The 14,677-nt window shown below is 34.4% G+C and carries 14 protein-coding genes and 1 other RNA gene; 10 read left to right on the forward strand and 5 right to left on the reverse strand.

What is annotated here, in order from left to right; translation table 11 throughout:
- Positions 1-487: 487 nt before the first annotated feature.
- Positions 488-856 carry a C2H2-type zinc finger protein gene (locus tag OO712_RS06885; protein WP_109876112.1) on the reverse strand — a complete coding sequence of 123 codons (369 nt, stop codon included), beginning with the start codon at positions 854-856 and terminating at the stop codon, positions 488-490.
- Between the two features lie 83 nt (positions 857-939).
- Here OO712_RS06885 and OO712_RS06890 point away from each other — a divergent pair, with 83 nt between their 5' ends.
- From OO712_RS06890 to OO712_RS06900, 3 genes are read left to right on the forward strand one after another with little or no spacing between them, the layout of a single operon-like run.
- On the forward strand, positions 940-1,326 hold the full coding sequence (locus tag OO712_RS06890; RefSeq protein WP_109876113.1) for a hypothetical protein: 387 nt from the start codon (positions 940-942) through the stop codon (positions 1,324-1,326).
- Between the two features lie 27 nt (positions 1,327-1,353).
- On the forward strand, positions 1,354-2,238 hold the full coding sequence (locus OO712_RS06895; RefSeq protein ID WP_109876114.1) for an NAD(P)-dependent oxidoreductase: 885 nt from the start codon (positions 1,354-1,356) through the stop codon (positions 2,236-2,238).
- 55 nt (positions 2,239-2,293) lie between these two features.
- A complete protein-coding gene (locus OO712_RS06900) occupies positions 2,294-3,055 on the forward strand; it encodes an SDR family NAD(P)-dependent oxidoreductase (protein WP_109876115.1) in 762 nt (253 codons plus the stop codon).
- On the opposite strand, the gene OO712_RS06905 is transcribed toward OO712_RS06900, so the two are convergent.
- Complete coding sequence (locus OO712_RS06905; protein WP_109876116.1) at positions 3,044-3,625, reverse strand: endonuclease dU; 582 nt, start codon at positions 3,623-3,625, stop codon at positions 3,044-3,046. The two genes, OO712_RS06900 and OO712_RS06905, sit on opposite strands and share 12 nt — an antisense overlap.
- A 210-nt stretch (positions 3,626-3,835) precedes the next feature.
- On the opposite strand from OO712_RS06905, the gene OO712_RS06910 reads away from it, so the two are divergent.
- Positions 3,836-4,045, forward strand: coding sequence for a hypothetical protein (locus tag OO712_RS06910; RefSeq protein ID WP_109876263.1), 210 nt, complete (start codon positions 3,836-3,838; stop codon positions 4,043-4,045).
- A 52-nt stretch (positions 4,046-4,097) separates the two neighbouring features.
- Positions 4,098-5,312, forward strand: a complete 1,215-nt coding sequence (locus tag OO712_RS06915; RefSeq protein ID WP_109876117.1) for an NAD(P)/FAD-dependent oxidoreductase — start codon at positions 4,098-4,100, stop codon at positions 5,310-5,312.
- On the opposite strand, the gene OO712_RS06920 is transcribed toward OO712_RS06915, so the two are convergent.
- Complete coding sequence (locus OO712_RS06920; protein WP_225866802.1) at positions 5,313-8,270, reverse strand: hypothetical protein; 2,958 nt, start codon at positions 8,268-8,270, stop codon at positions 5,313-5,315. It abuts the gene before it with no gap.
- A 403-nt stretch (positions 8,271-8,673) separates the two neighbouring features.
- On the opposite strand from OO712_RS06920, the gene OO712_RS06925 reads away from it, so the two are divergent.
- Together OO712_RS06925 and rnpB are read left to right on the forward strand one after the other, a co-directional pair.
- The gene (locus OO712_RS06925) at positions 8,674-9,327 is read left to right on the forward strand and encodes a class I SAM-dependent methyltransferase (protein ID WP_109876265.1); all 654 of its coding nucleotides are present in this window, start codon (positions 8,674-8,676) and stop codon (positions 9,325-9,327) included.
- A gap of 9 nt (positions 9,328-9,336) precedes the next feature.
- An RNA gene (gene rnpB / locus OO712_RS06930) (RNase P RNA component) lies at positions 9,337-9,616 on the forward strand.
- Positions 9,617-9,639: 23 nt separating this feature from the next.
- Here the strand turns inward: rnpB and OO712_RS06935 are convergent.
- Entirely contained in the window at positions 9,640-10,998 is a 1,359-nt protein-coding gene (locus tag OO712_RS06935) for a hypothetical protein (RefSeq protein ID WP_109876118.1), read from the reverse strand.
- Positions 10,999-11,114: 116 nt separating this feature from the next.
- Between OO712_RS06935 and cofD the strand changes: the two genes are divergently transcribed.
- The 3 genes from cofD (at position 11,115) to OO712_RS06950 (ending at position 13,698) form a co-directional block, all read left to right on the forward strand.
- Positions 11,115-12,035, forward strand: a complete 921-nt coding sequence (gene cofD / locus OO712_RS06940) for a 2-phospho-L-lactate transferase (RefSeq protein WP_109876119.1) — start codon at positions 11,115-11,117, stop codon at positions 12,033-12,035.
- 1 nt (position 12,036) lies between these two features.
- Positions 12,037-12,675 (forward strand): 2-phospho-L-lactate guanylyltransferase, encoded by a 639-nt coding sequence (gene cofC / locus OO712_RS06945; protein WP_109876120.1) that lies wholly within the window; start codon positions 12,037-12,039, stop codon positions 12,673-12,675.
- 114 nt (positions 12,676-12,789) lie between these two features.
- On the forward strand, positions 12,790-13,698 hold the full coding sequence (locus tag OO712_RS06950; protein ID WP_109876266.1) for a transcription initiation factor IIB: 909 nt from the start codon (positions 12,790-12,792) through the stop codon (positions 13,696-13,698).
- Here OO712_RS06950 and OO712_RS06955 read toward each other — a convergent pair.
- Complete coding sequence (locus tag OO712_RS06955; RefSeq protein WP_109876121.1) at positions 13,687-14,676, reverse strand: CPBP family intramembrane glutamic endopeptidase; 990 nt, start codon at positions 14,674-14,676, stop codon at positions 13,687-13,689. The genes OO712_RS06950 and OO712_RS06955 overlap by 12 nt on opposite strands.
- Position 14,677 lies beyond the last annotated feature (1 nt).

Raw genomic sequence — 14,677 nt, forward strand, 5'->3', positions numbered from 1 at the left:
CAGATTTAGGAATTTTGCAATAATAGTATCAATGGGACAAATCTCACAGGAAACAAGTGATGAGTGACTATCAAGATGCTTTTCAAATTTTTCTCGAGATTTAAAAACAAGATTACATTTTTCGCAATAGACTTTATTCACATTGTTCTTCGATGGCGTATTCATAAATTTTTTTGTGGAACTGATGCTTATAAAGATCCTGTTGAGAATCAAATATGATTAAAATTCTTTGATGACGATTACAGGATTTTCGTAGTGACATTAGAAGTTTGATAGTTATAGTTTAAGATACTGTGTAAAACCCACCACACAATTATAATTTATCATATTTTTGGAAAAAAATTAAAGATGGAATAATGAGAACAGATTCAAAACATAAGTTGCACAAAGTCAGATTTCAGAATACCAAAAACGTTTTCCGCATTATAATGTCTCATTGCCTCAAGAGATACCAATGAAGAATTTGGGTTTCAGGATTTTTAACAAATTAGAGATAATGAATTCTCATATGAACATTTAGTTCAACTTGATATTTTGTCACAAATCCACAATGTGTACAAGAAAATAGTTCAGATTGATCGACAGGTTCTCGTTCTATCACCCTACCTGAAATAGAAGTGATGTTAATTTTTTCATTATTTGAAACTACTGCAAAGTTTTTTCCTTCATCTATTGAATCCAAGTATTCTTTAATAGCAGAAATAACTAAAGTGATGTCAAGAGTTTCGTCATCATTAAAAGTAGAGAGTGTAAATTGGTGTTGTTTGATAGTAGGAATGGCAGCTACCTTATCTGCAACATAAACAAGCAAATCGTTTTTTATAGATGAAACATCTTTGCAGTCAATAGTAAGCATGTATTTTAATGAATTTATCAATATTTTAGTTTAACAATAATTTGAAAATGATTATTATGGTTTGATATTGTGAATTTGAATAGATGAGAGATTCAGAAACATTTGGGGTTGAAAAAGGCCACGGGAAAGAGATTGTATCATGGTTAAACAACCAGGCAAAAATTCAAGGGGTAAAACTTGAAGCTAGATTGTACGGGTATGATATTTCGACTAAAAATTTTGGTGATTTTGAGTTGTTTTCATGGATTGGAGATGTCCAAATTGCAAGAAAAATGATCATAAAAGCAAGTAAACGATTCAAGGTAAAAGTAATCGAAGGAGGATACAAACCAAAAGAAAAATTACTCAGATTAAAAAAATTTGATTTTGCCAAAGTCAAAAAGGGAGACAAGACAATAGGATTATTAGAATTTGCATCATCAAGATTTGGAAATAACCAATGGGAGATTCAAAATGAAGAACGTCATTAAAATAATAATCAAGAGAGTCGAAAAAATATGAAAAAAATAGGGATCATAGGATTAGGAATGCTAGGAAATGCTGTTGCACTGCATTTGTTAGATGCAGGATTTGATGTCACAGTATACAATAGGACAAAAGAAAAAACAATTCAAGTTAAAGAAAAAGGAGGAAAAGTTGCATCATCACCAAAAGAAACTGCTGAAAATACAGAGCTTGTCATAATAGTAGTTAAAGATGCAAATGCAGTAAAGCAAGTATCATTTGGAAACAAGGGGATCATAGAATGCAAAAATGAAAAATTGATTGTTGCAGATATGAGTACAATTGAACCGTCAGAATCAAAAAATATCTCAAAAAAATTTCAAGAGCACAATATTCAGAAACTGGATATTCCAGTAATGGGGGGACCAAATGTAGCTATTACAGGAGAACTAGTCATGATGGCATCAGGAGATAAAACCGCTTTTGATAATTGTAAAGATGTTCTAGAAAAAATTGCAAACAAAGTATTTTTCTTAGGAGGAAGCGGGGTAGCACATTCAGTTAAACTTGCCATGAACCTACAAATAACTATGCTTGCGCTGGCACTATCTGAAGGAATCACTCTTATGAAGAGTGCAGATGTGGATCCAAAAATATTTCTTGAAATTTTAAACTCCACATATTTTAAAACTGGCATGAGTGAAAAAAAAGCATACAAAATGATAGACGGGGAATATACCGCAACATTTACTCTTTCAAACCTGAAAAAAGACATCAGCACTATTACAAAAATGGCCAAATCCTTAGGAATAAAACTCCCAATGATAGAAAAAGCAGAGGAAGTGTATGACGACGCCCTAAAAGAGGGATTGGGGGAGATAGACTATACAGGAATAATAGAGCACATCAAAAGAATTAATGATTCCAAACAAAAATAATTGTACGAATATAATTAAACAAAAATTCTATAAGTTATGAGTTCCTTGTGCTAGTATGAGATTAAGTGATAAAGTCGCCATAGTAACAGGTGCATCAAGTGACATAGGCAAAGGAATTGCTAAAAGATTTTCAGAAGAAGGAGCAAAAGTAGTCATGGTTGCAAGAAACCTAGAGGGGTTGGAAAATGCAAGAAAAGAGATAGGAAATGAAGAGTCAACAGCATCAGTCACGTGTGATTTGACAGATGAATCACAAGTATTACAAGCAGTAAATCAAATCATGGATACGTATGGGAAAATAGACATTTTAGTAAATAATGCAGGAGCAATCAATGATCCAGTACATTTTCACGAAATGAAAGATGCAGAAATTAAAAAACTCATAGATGTTAACTTGTTAGGAGTCTTTCACATGACAAAAGCGGTGCTTTCAAAAATGTCAGATGTAAAAAGCGGTGCAATTGTAAACATTGGCTCCATTTCAAGTGAAAGAGCAATTCCAAGAGTACATTTGGCAGTATATTCAGCAACTAAAGCAGCAATTTCCATGTTTACAAAATCAATCGCAGTTGAATATGCAAGAAGAAACATCAGATGTAATTGCGTCAATCCGGGAATTATCAATTCAGGAATGATTAAACCATATCTAGATGATCCTCAAGCAAGAAAAGTTCTTGAAGAAAGATTACCGCTTGCAAGAGTCGGTGAACCTGCAGATGTTGCAAATGCAGCACTGTATTTAGCATCAGATGAGGCAAATTGGGTGACTGGAACTATCTTAAATGTAGATGGCGGCAAGACAGCTTCAGAAGGATAATCCTTTTTCAAACAATGTTTTTGCCAGTAATTGCGATACACGAATAGGTTCTGGGATAGAACCATCCAATGTCAAATCATCAAGAAGATGTCGGACATCATTTAGTGAACAGCCCTCTCTCCGAACAAAAACATCATGACATGTATGCAAAGTAATCTTTTCTCTTTTACCCAATTTATCATATTCAGAAAGTTTAGATTCAAATGAATTTGGAAAATGTTGTTTAATGGCACTAGATATTCCCATAGAGTCATTATATGAAATTCCAATTATAGGAATTGTTAGAGAATCAAACAATTGTTTTATGTCTATAATATTATACATTGAGACTATCAAACCAGATATCAGAACATAGCTAACATCAGGTCTCGCAAGTTCACCATACATCTTCAAGATGGAATCTGTAGCATCATCACCACCTATTGTAGCACTCCCAAATACAAAATCATCAATAATGAAATCTCGCCTCATTACAATTCCAGACAAAATAGATTTTGAAGAATTTGGTCCAAAGCTTTCAGCAATAGCAAGGCCTCTTAATCCCTTTTTTTCAAGATGAAGAGATCTCATTTTTCTTTGCCCTCAAGTATGCTCTATAGCTTAATCCCGTAATGGTCATGATTATACCAGTAATTACAGACCACACAACGAAAGATGAGATTTGAGATTCGTCCATAAATCATTAGGAATTTGTAAACATCTAAAGTTTCGGTTAGGAACAAGAATGTCAAATTCAATTTTGCCTGAAACATCTAAATAGATTTAATGCAAGTGAAATTTATGCCTGAATTTATTTGCCCTGACTGCGGGAAACGACTATTTCATGAGAATGAAACAACGCTGAAAATCGAGGAAACAATTCATTCAAAATTCTGCAGGAAAACCGAAGGAGAAACACATAGTTTTATGCATCGAGATCCAGCACATATGCAAACTTTTGATTCAGAAAGAGAAAACGATACATCAGGCACGCCAGTATTAAAGAAATAATTTCAAAAAAATACCTCAAAATTATATCCTAGGCATTACTGACGGAGTCTAGTTGTCAGAGGAGTATCATTATGATTTAGTGGTAGTAGGAGGAGGCCCAGCAGGTTCATCAGCAGCATATGAAGCTGCAAGAAATGGAATTAGGGTAGCCATGCTAGAAAAAGAAAATTCAATAGCAGAAACAGTTAGAACAAGTGGTGTAACATGGATTCAAAACATCAAAGAATTTGGAATTCCAGATGATTGCTATAATCCAATAAAAAATTTCTCATTTTGTTCACCAAATAATGAAGTTACAATTAGTGATTCAGTTCCACGAGCTGCTGTGCTAGATGTGAGAAAAACATACAGATGGTTAGCTCAAGAAGCAAAACAGTCAGGCGCAGATATTTTTGTCAAAATCAATGTGAACAATGTAATTAAAGATGAAATGGGAGACATTATAGGAGTAAGCGGAGTTGGTCCAAATGGCAAGATCACGTTTCATTCCAAAGCAGTGATAGATGCAAGTGGATTTCCTTCAGTTGTTGTCAAAGCAATGGGATTTGCTACTCAATGGAAAAGATTTGGAGCAGGAGCTGAATACGAGGTAAAAGTGGAAAATATTGATTCAGATACATGGTGGCTAATGGTGGGTCAGCAGTATTCACCTGCAGGATATGCATGGATTTTTCCTCTAGGAAACAACATTGTAAGAATTGGAGTGGGTGTTGGAAAACCAGAATCAAATGTAGATCCAACTCAAAAACTAAAAGAATTAATGGATTCAAAGTTAGGACCCATTAAAAAACTGGGAAAAATATCACCAATTGAGTTTCATTACGGGTTGATTCCAAATGACGGATTATCAAGAAAGACAGTGTTTAATAATTTAATTTTAGTTGGAGACTCTGCAGGACAGGCAAATCCATTGGTTCTTGAGGGAATTAGATATGCCATAAAATTCGGCAGAGTTGCAGGAAAAGTGGCATCAGATGCCATTAAAGCAGGAAACACAGATGAAAATTCTTTAAAAGCCTATGAAGAAAATTGGAAAAAAGAAATCGAATCTAAGATCAATTCTGCAGGAAAAGTACAGGATAGATGGATTGGGTTATCCGATGAGGAATGGGATAAAGAGTTAGATATTATTAAAGAATTAAAACCTGAAGAGTTCATCGATTTTATAAAAGCAGAATTTGGATTATCAAACATGATAAAACTTGCAACACACCATCCAAAACTTGCAGTAAGACAGCTCTTTAATTTAGTTAAAGGGAAAAAATAATCATTTCACATTAAAAAAATCAGTTACTCGCGTATCATGATATTCTAATTGAATGACATGCAGACCAGAGTCAAATGGTTTTGATATTACTTCTGAAAATAATCCTGAAGAATTATCTTTAAGAGGAATCTCCTCTATCAAATTCCCCCTCTGATCAAAAATGTCAACAAAGATATCTTCTCTAAATGCAATTGTCTTCTGAACAGCACCAGATATTATCAGTTTGTCATTATCATAAGAAGCTTCAATCACTGCGGTACGGGAACGAATGGGAAGGTATCTTTCAATGATCATTTTTAATTCATCAATGTTTTCATCTACACTTTGAGCATTCTTATCAGTAAACCCAGACTTTATTTCATTAATTACAGAGGAGAATCTAGAATTACTAGCAAAATCGTCACCGCCAAATTTTTCTGCAAATGACTCTAGTTCTTCAAATTCACGTGCTAATTCAACCATATTCAAATCAGTTTCACTATATTCAAAATCAAATTCTTCTTCAACATGAACAATTTGAGTAGCCTTAGAATCCTGATATTGTAACATTACAACATACAGACCAGGATCGGTTGGGGCAACCCATTGAGTGAAAAAATCACCTTGCTTGGTATCAGTAAATTTCAAGCTACTATGAGTACTTCCATCCATATTGAAAACAGTAACGTAAAGATTTTCACGCCTATCAAAAATAGATTTTTCCGTAGCACCCTTTAGAATCCAAATATCTTTCTCTGCGTCAAATGAAATATCATATATTATTTTTGGGCTTTTGAGAACCAGATATTCGCTAAGATAATCACCAATTTCTGAAATTTTGGATTCTGCATCGACAAAGTTTGCAATATCAATTAATTCATTAGCATCAGTCATCATTTGATCATACTCATCAACGTATGCAGAAAATTCACTGTTGTAGAAGGTTGACACCATGTTTGAAAAAGTGTTGAGTTTTTTACGGAATTCAATACGCTTTATCTCATCTGCAGTGTATCCAACATCAGACCCCAGAGGATCATTTGCATAAGCTTGTGAAACATCGGTCCATTCACCAAATAATTCTCTCACTAACGTATCAGCTTGATCAAGATCATTTTTAATCACAAGATCCCTGACGTCGTCTATTTTCTCATTGAATTTTTCAGTGAATTGAATATAGTTTGGTAAAAAGCGATTCTTAGTTAAGCTGAGTTCAACCAAGTTTTCAAGAGATTTTGCACGTTGTAAAATATCACTAGCACGTACTTTGAATGCATCTTTATCATAAGAATCTAAATCGGATTTGATCTGAGGTGCTTTTTCACTTACCCAAGTTAGCAAAACTTCAATCCTATCAATTCTGGTTATTGAGGGATTTCCAGATTCCATTTGTTTAGCAGTATCTAAAATTTTAAGAGCATTATCAATCAAAAAGAGATTTTCATAATCAGCATGCAACTCAGCCTTTTCTTTCATGGCCTTGTATTGGAATTCTAAAACAATCAATGGGTTTCGTTTTTCTCGGAGTTCAGTCATCGATTGATCAAATTCAGAAACAATATCTAAAATCTCATCAGGCGATTTAGCAGTTTCCACTCGCTCTAAAAGTAATTTCCAATCAGAGACAAGACTAGAATCAATACCGCTTGATTGTGAAATCTCCACGCTCTTGTTAATTCTTGAAGAAATATCTATAATCTGAACCATCTGTTTTATGACATATTCAGAATCCAAGATACTTTGAACGGATGTAGCAAGTGCAAGATCTGTTTCCAAATCCTCCCAGTCAGGCATAATCAGATTAGCAAGTTCACTGTTTTCTTCAGAATCGCTTGAGATAAATCTCTCAACAGTATCTAATTCCCTCAATAGAATTGCGGCCTGATGTAATTCCGAAACACGTGTTTTAGAATCAAGTAGATCTTCAATAGACTCTTTTTCCATTAATGAAGGTTTTAGCAATTCCCAATCATTTTGAATTAATCTGTAAAGATCACTTTCTTTTCTAGATACAACATCAAGATACCTGGATTTTGAAAGAATGTCAATTAGTTCATTTAATTCTTCAGAATAAATTGGAGCGGTCCCCCTAGCAAAAATAAAGCCAACTTCATTTTTCACAGGCTTGCTCATCACAGTATCAGACTTTGTCATCAAATTAAGCAATGTCTCTTCTAATTCATCAAATGTAGGAGTTCTTTGATTAGTTGCCTTTTCAGGATTAACGTTTCTGATGTCAACAAAAGCATCAGTTAGTAAATCAATTGCCTTTGTTTTATCGCCAATATGATAATAAAATATTGCAGAATAAATTGTTCTGTCAATAGACTTTGTAAGTTCAAAAGATATTTTATCATCATCAAATAACTTTTGTACAGAATCAAGTGAAGAAGATATCGCAGACCTAATTAAAGGATCAACCTCAAGAATCAAATCATTCACAAAAAACTCACTCCATAAATCAACATACGTGGTTTCCAAGTCAGACAGATCATTTGATGTTTGATTTGATATAGGGGATGGAATATCAAACAGTGTTCCAATTAACAGACCTTGATCTTTTACCAAGTTTTGTGCAAGAGAAAGTTTTTCTTCATTGTTGGGTTCAGAAAAAACAGATGAAGATACAGTAAATGTCGTAGATTTTGAATAATCACCATAAAATAATTTTATTTCATATTCACCAGAAAGCCCACAAATTCTTCCTTTTAATGGAATAACATCTGTGATGAAAACTCCATTGGATAAGGGCATTAATTGTTGAATTTGACACAAGTCACCTTCAGGATTAAAAATTTGCATTATTAGGAAAGAATCATCAGTAATGCTTGCAATTTGTCCATAAATGAAAAGAGGTTCACCACGGCTATAACTTCCAAAATCATCAAGAATTGTAATCCTGTCAGGACTTTGAGCTGATGCATACACGGGCATCAATAAAATAACAATTAGGCTCAGAATTACCGGAATTTTCCCCATAGAATTAAAAACCTACGTTAATCATACTTAAAACTTAAGTAGCTATGATATGTGAAATTTTTTAATATTTGATTTTATCAAGCCATGGCAACTACCATTTGATAGTTGCCAGACTTGATTTTTGGCACAGCGTTGGCATGGTTGATAATTTGCGACATACAAATTGAATGAAATTGCACCTGTGTGCAAAAGGCACAATCTTTACAAATCATACTATTAGGCATCAAACATTGAGAGCATTTTGAATACTCGTATAATTTTCCACCACATTTTCTGCATGATTCATCGGGCAATTTCTTTCAAACTGATTTAATGCAAATAAAATATAAGCAACACGTAGAAGTTGTTCATATCAATTATCAGTGAAACGAAGATTATAATGGAAATAAAAAAACAAAAAAGTATGGACAAAGTTAGAAAGACATTTGACGAATGGGCTCAAAATGGACGAGCAGAATTAATGGAAATAGAACATGGAAAGAATGTTGTAAAATTTTTGCAAACAATATCATTTGATAAACCATTTACATTTCTAGATGTCGGTTGTGGAAACGGATGGGTGGTTAGAAAAATAGTAAAAGAAAAAAACTGTAAAAAGGCAGTAGGCATAGATAAAAGTAAAAAAATGATCATTCAAGCTACACGAAAAAAAGAAAACAACAAAGAAGAATACATTCACACAGATATTGAAACAATGAATAACAGAAGAAAATTTGATTTTATCTTTTCGATGGAGTCTCTTTATTATGCAAATTCAATGGAATTAGCACTGGAAAAAATATTCAAACTACTAAAACCAGGTGGGAAATTTTTTTGTGGAACTGACTTTTATTCAGACAACAAGGCCACTGCCAAATGGGCAAAAATTATGAAAATACAGATGCACCTACATTCAAAAAAAGAATGGAAAGAATTTTTTAAAAACACCGGCTTCATTGTAAAAACAAAGCAAATCAAAGATTTGAGAAATACAAAAAAATGGAAGCGAGAATTTGGCACATTATTCATCATAGGCACAAAGCCTAAAAGGCAATATTCAAATTCAATCAAGAAATAGAATTATCATGTGAGCTGGAGCACGACACGCTGCTACGGCAGAGGAAACTCCTCCCTCCATACAGGAAATGTGATCTGGAGATAGATAATCAGAGATGATTGGCAACGGAGCAGAAAAAAATCCAATATGGCGCACTATGATGGCAAAACCTGAGGTTTCCATAAAAGGAATGAAAAAAGCCGCCCCACATGGAGCAAGGCCAAACAGAACTTTAAGTTCCTGTACTAGGTTCAGGTAGGCTGCAAAGCGAAATATCGTGAAAACAGAAGGAGGGTTACTCCCAGCACACATAATTTTTTAATTTTAAAAATATTAACTCATTGAGCGAACTTGCTCTTTGCAAATCTCTGCATTACACTTGCATGATGCATCACACAAACATGAACCGTGCATCTCACAATCACACTCAGAACCCATCTCAGCAGATGCTGCACATCCACAGGCTGCCTCTTCAGTAGAAGATGCTTGTGGTGGTGGACTTTGTTGTTGTGCATTATCATAAACGCTTCGGGTTTTCTGGTAATCAGTTTCATCCTTCAACTGTGCTTCACCTCGATTTGTTTGATAACCACCAGAGGATGCACTAGTTTGATAACCAACTAATCTGGTTGGATCAATTCCTTGTTGTCCAACTTTTTCATTTTTAAGAGATCTGTTACTTACAATGAAAAATGCAATTCCTGCAATTGCTGCCATTCCTGCCATTCCGTAAACTATCATAATTGGAAAGTCACCAGTAGAAGTTGTTGCATATCCCTCTGGAGGTTTTGGTGTAACACCTGCAATTTCAAGACCATCCAATACATCCAAAGCTCCAAAACCTATTGTAGCCAAGTTTGCTTGGTCGGCAGATTGGACACTTCTAACTGAATACTTTTGATCAGCAACAACATCAGCTGTAAAGACTCTTTCAACCTGTCTTCCTTCCCTAATGCTGCTTTCTCCCATTGTCCAACTTGACACTACAAAACCAGCTATTTCTTCATCCAATCCAAATGTTCCAGCATCTACATTGATTCCAGTTGGATCAAACAAAAAGTGCCAATTTGTAAGTGGTTGCTCTAAAATAAAATCAGCGTTAATAATGGGTCTATGTAAAACTTGGTCAGCTTCAGTTCCAGCAAATACAGCATATACTTCAGGTTCTTTATCCCTTAACAGGTTAATTGGAATATTGATTTCTACTCCATCGATATTGACTTCGTCATTAACAGTCATTCCTCTCCAACCTAGGTCAACCAAAGTTCTTTGGGCATCTTTTGTGATTACATAATCAGACAGTGTACCTTCCAAGAGAACTTTATAATCAATTGATGTATTGATGGCTCTTCCTTTGAGTAAGAATTCATAGGATACATTCAAATCGGAAACTTTTGCGTGGCTTCCATCATTAGAAAGTTTTTGATTTAATTTTGCCATTAATTCCTGAACGCCAGGATTTGATGAGTCTGCAGAACCTGAAACCGTCCATTCTTTTCCTTGTAATTCATCAAAGAGATTTCCACCGTTTGGATATTCAATGAAGACGGTTTTGAGATAATGCATTGAAAATGGTGAAGAATCTGAATTAGGATTAATTCTAGCATCTAATTGTGCAGCCCAAGCAGTACTGCCAGTTCCAACAACAACAAGTATTGCAAGCAAAACTGTTAAGGGTACAGCTTTAGACACGAGTGAAATCCACAAAATAACAGTAATAAACTTATCTTAAGATTGTTGATCGGTATTTTTTTGAAAAAGTAATATGGAGTAATTTAGGTAAACCACATAATCTAGGGGAAAATGGTATGATCACAGTATTAGCAGGAGGAACAGGTTCGGTCAAGTTGGTAAGAGGATTAGTTGCTCAAGAATCCAAAGTCAACGTAATTAGTAATGTAGGTGACAATTATTGGCTTTATGGACTCTATGTTTGTCCAGATATTGATACAATTGTTTACGGCTTGGCAGATTTACTTGATCAAGAAAGAGGTTGGGGAATGAAAAAAGACACATTCAACTTTTTGCGTCAAATGGAAGTATTTGGAGAAGAAACATGGTTTAGAGTAGGAGACAGAGATGCCGCAACACATTTGATTAGAACTAACATGTTAAAGAACGGAAAAAATCTCAGTGATATCACTAAATGGATGTGTGAGAAATTTGCAGTGAGTGCAAATATCATTCCAGTAACAGATAACAGTATTGAAACCAGAATTACTACAGATAAAGGAGAACTACATTTACAGGAATATTGGGTTAAACATAGAGGTAAAGATCCTGTTTTAGGAATTCAATACATTGGCGCAGACAAAGCACGTCCAAATCCTGAAGCAGTTAATGCAATACATGATGCAGACATGGTAATTTTAGCACCAGGGAATCCTTTAACATCGATTGGCCCAATGCTTCAGATAAAAGGCATTAGAAAGGAACTCTCAAAAATTAAGAAAAAAGTTGTGGCAGTTAGTCCGTTAATTGGAGATGATGCGGTAAGCGGACCAGCAGCAAAATACATGCAAGCAGCTGGAATTGAATCAAATGCTTATGGATTAGCAAAGATGTATTCAGATGTGTGTTCTAACATTATCATAGACAGTAAAGATAGACTCCTAACAAAAAAAATTCAGAGTTTAGATATGAGAGTGTTTGAAACAAAAATCACCATGAAAAATAAATTAGCTGAAGACGCATTAGCGAATTTTATTTTAAAACAAGTACACGTTTAATTTGAAAATTGCAGCAATTATTCCTGTAAAGACTTTCACCAAAGCAAAGACACGTTTAGATTTATCACCAGAGAAAATAGATAATTTATGTAAAATAATGCTAGAAGAGATTTTACATACAATATCAATTTCACCTCAAATTGATAAAACAATCATAGTAACAAAAGAAGAAAAAGCAATAGAGATTGGAAAAAAATTTAATGCGGTGATATTAGTAGATGAAAAAGAAGAAAGTGTCAATAGCGCAGTTGCACTTGCAGACAAATATCTTTTAGAGAACAACTATGATGCATCTATCGTTTTCCCACAAGACATACCATACATCAAAACTCAAGATATTGATTTTATGTTAAATTACAAAGCACCGCCAAATTTTGCGATAATTATTCCATCAAGAAGATTTGATGGCACAAATGCCCTTATGAGAATGCCAATAGATCTCATGGAAACTCATTACGATGAAGACAGTTACAAAATCCACATGAATACGGCCAAAAAACACACTCTTAATGTTGCAATGGTTTTTGTAAAGAGAATCATGTGGGATGTAGACAATATTGAAGATCTGAAATTTCTACTAGAGCAAAACGAAAAGCCACAAATCGCAGAAAAAATTAAAAAAATTCTAGAGATCAATTAAATCAAAACCACAGATAGGATCAATGGAGGAAGAGAGAGAGATCATCAACAAACTTATAAACAATAAATTAGAAAATGTTAAATATCATCATAAAAAGTTTTGGGAGATATAAAAATGGTTAAAAAATTAAATCCAAAGGACAGATGTCCAAGATGTGGACAGGGTACAGTAGTCACAGACGCTAATACAGGAGAAAATTTTTGTGGAAAATGTGGATTTGTAATTACAGATAAAGTTGAAGAGTCTGGACCAGAATGGAGATCATTTTCAAATGAAGGTGAAAACAAAAGCAGGGCAGGAGTTCCAACATCACTTGCAATGCATGATATGGGATTAGCGACAGTAATCAACCCACAGAATAGAGATGCAACAGGAAAGCCACTCACAGCGTCAATGAAAAGTACAATCGAGAGACTAAGAACCTGGGATAGTAGAAGTCAAGTTCATGAACCAGTAGATAGAAATTTCAGACAGGCATTTAGTGAATTAGACAGATTAAAAGACAAACTTGCAGTAGGAGACGCAGTTATTGAAAAAGCAGCTTATATCTATAGAAAAGCATTAGAAAAAGGACTAGTACGTGGACGTTCCATTTCAGCTTTAATTGCATCAGCACTATATGCAGCATGTAGAGACACAGAAACTCCTAGAACGTTAAAAGACATAGGACAGGCAAGCAACATCAAGCGAAAAGACATTGCAAGATGCTATCGTCTTTTGCTAAGAGAATTAAATCTGAAAATGCCGGTAGTGGATCCTGTAAAATGCATTTCAAGAATTGCAAGTAAAGCAGGATTATCAGAAAAAACAAAAAGAAAAGCGACAAAAATTTTACAGACTGCAGAAGAAAATAAAATTTCGGCAGGTAAAGATCCGATGGGGTTGGCAGCTGCTGCACTTTATGTCGCATGTGTCACAAATGGAGAAAACAAGACTCAACGAGATGTTGCAGAAGCTGCAGGTGTAACAGAAGTCACAATTAGAAATAGATACAAAGGATTGAAAATAGCGTTAAATCTCTAGAGCAGATTCTTTTTTTGAATGAAATCTATTCACAAATAAAATTGATGTAGAAATTATTCCCGATATTAACAAAAGCATTTCCAATGAAGACATCAGTGAATGAGAAAATGCTTCTTCAACAGATATGAAATTTAATTGAGAAATGAAATTAGCATAGGAGAAAATAAAATAATTCATCGCCCAATGGATTAAGAGTGAAGCCACGAATCCATATCTCAAGTATACCCACCCTAAAATAATTCCACTAGCAGCAGCTTGGGCAAACTTTCCTTCACTCCAAGATTCTGCAAACGCAATATGTGCGAAACCAAAGAATACACCTACAAAGACAATCAGCAAAATTGCTTTTTTATTGTCGTGAAGATGTAATGAACTGGGAGTCCACAAACATTTGACGAAATATCGTAGTGAAGATTTATGAGAGTATAAGACAAACAATGGGATTCCTATCAAAATTAGACGAAATCCAAATTCTTCAACAAAAGGTGCAAGGCTAACATAAAAAAACTGAATCAGATCATTGTCGTCTAGTGGAGGTACAGTTACAATTCCAAATGCCTCTTGAATAAAATTAATCAATGCGGAGATTAAAATTAAAATTGAAAACCATTTTGTAATTCCAATCATGTAATTAGACGTAGTGTTGAATTTGCCAAAAGAGATGATTGATGAAATGGATTTCAGAAACCCATCTTTTGGACCAAAAATTGCGATGGCAAACAATATTGCATAAAAAGTCCATAAAACAGCAAATACATCCCCAATACTAACATCAAGAGGAAATTGATACAACTCTGTGCCTTCAAAAAGTGTCAAATGGGTAAGAGGGTATTCATGATTGATATCCCCACCAATATCACTTTCAAAAACAATGTAAATACCGATGGGAAACGATACAAGCAACAAGCCAAGAATGACTGATTGTAATGCCGTGAATGGAATTCCAAGGAATTGAAGAATTCTATTTGAATTTTGCAAT

Origin of the sequence: Nitrosopumilus zosterae (assembly GCF_025998175.1) — an archaeon.
Lineage (GTDB): Archaea > Thermoproteota > Nitrososphaeria > Nitrososphaerales > Nitrosopumilaceae > Nitrosopumilus > Nitrosopumilus zosterae.

Coding starts and splice junctions, on each gene's coding strand:
- OO712_RS06920 (WP_225866802.1), bottom strand. CDS start 8,270: ATGGGGAAAATTCCGGTAATTCTGAGCCTAATTGTTATTTTATTGATG.
- OO712_RS06910 (WP_109876263.1), top strand. CDS start 3,836: ATGCCTGAATTTATTTGCCCTGACTGCGGGAAACGACTATTTCATGAG.
- OO712_RS06895 (WP_109876114.1), top strand. CDS start 1,354: ATGAAAAAAATAGGGATCATAGGATTAGGAATGCTAGGAAATGCTGTT.
- OO712_RS06905 (WP_109876116.1), bottom strand. CDS start 3,625: ATGAGATCTCTTCATCTTGAAAAAAAGGGATTAAGAGGCCTTGCTATT.
- cofD (WP_109876119.1), top strand. CDS start 11,115: ATGATCACAGTATTAGCAGGAGGAACAGGTTCGGTCAAGTTGGTAAGA.
- OO712_RS06925 (WP_109876265.1), top strand. CDS start 8,674: ATGGACAAAGTTAGAAAGACATTTGACGAATGGGCTCAAAATGGACGA.
- OO712_RS06950 (WP_109876266.1), top strand. CDS start 12,790: ATGGTTAAAAAATTAAATCCAAAGGACAGATGTCCAAGATGTGGACAG.
- OO712_RS06890 (WP_109876113.1), top strand. CDS start 940: ATGAGAGATTCAGAAACATTTGGGGTTGAAAAAGGCCACGGGAAAGAG.
- OO712_RS06885 (WP_109876112.1), bottom strand. CDS start 856: ATGCTTACTATTGACTGCAAAGATGTTTCATCTATAAAAAACGATTTG.
- OO712_RS06900 (WP_109876115.1), top strand. CDS start 2,294: ATGAGATTAAGTGATAAAGTCGCCATAGTAACAGGTGCATCAAGTGAC.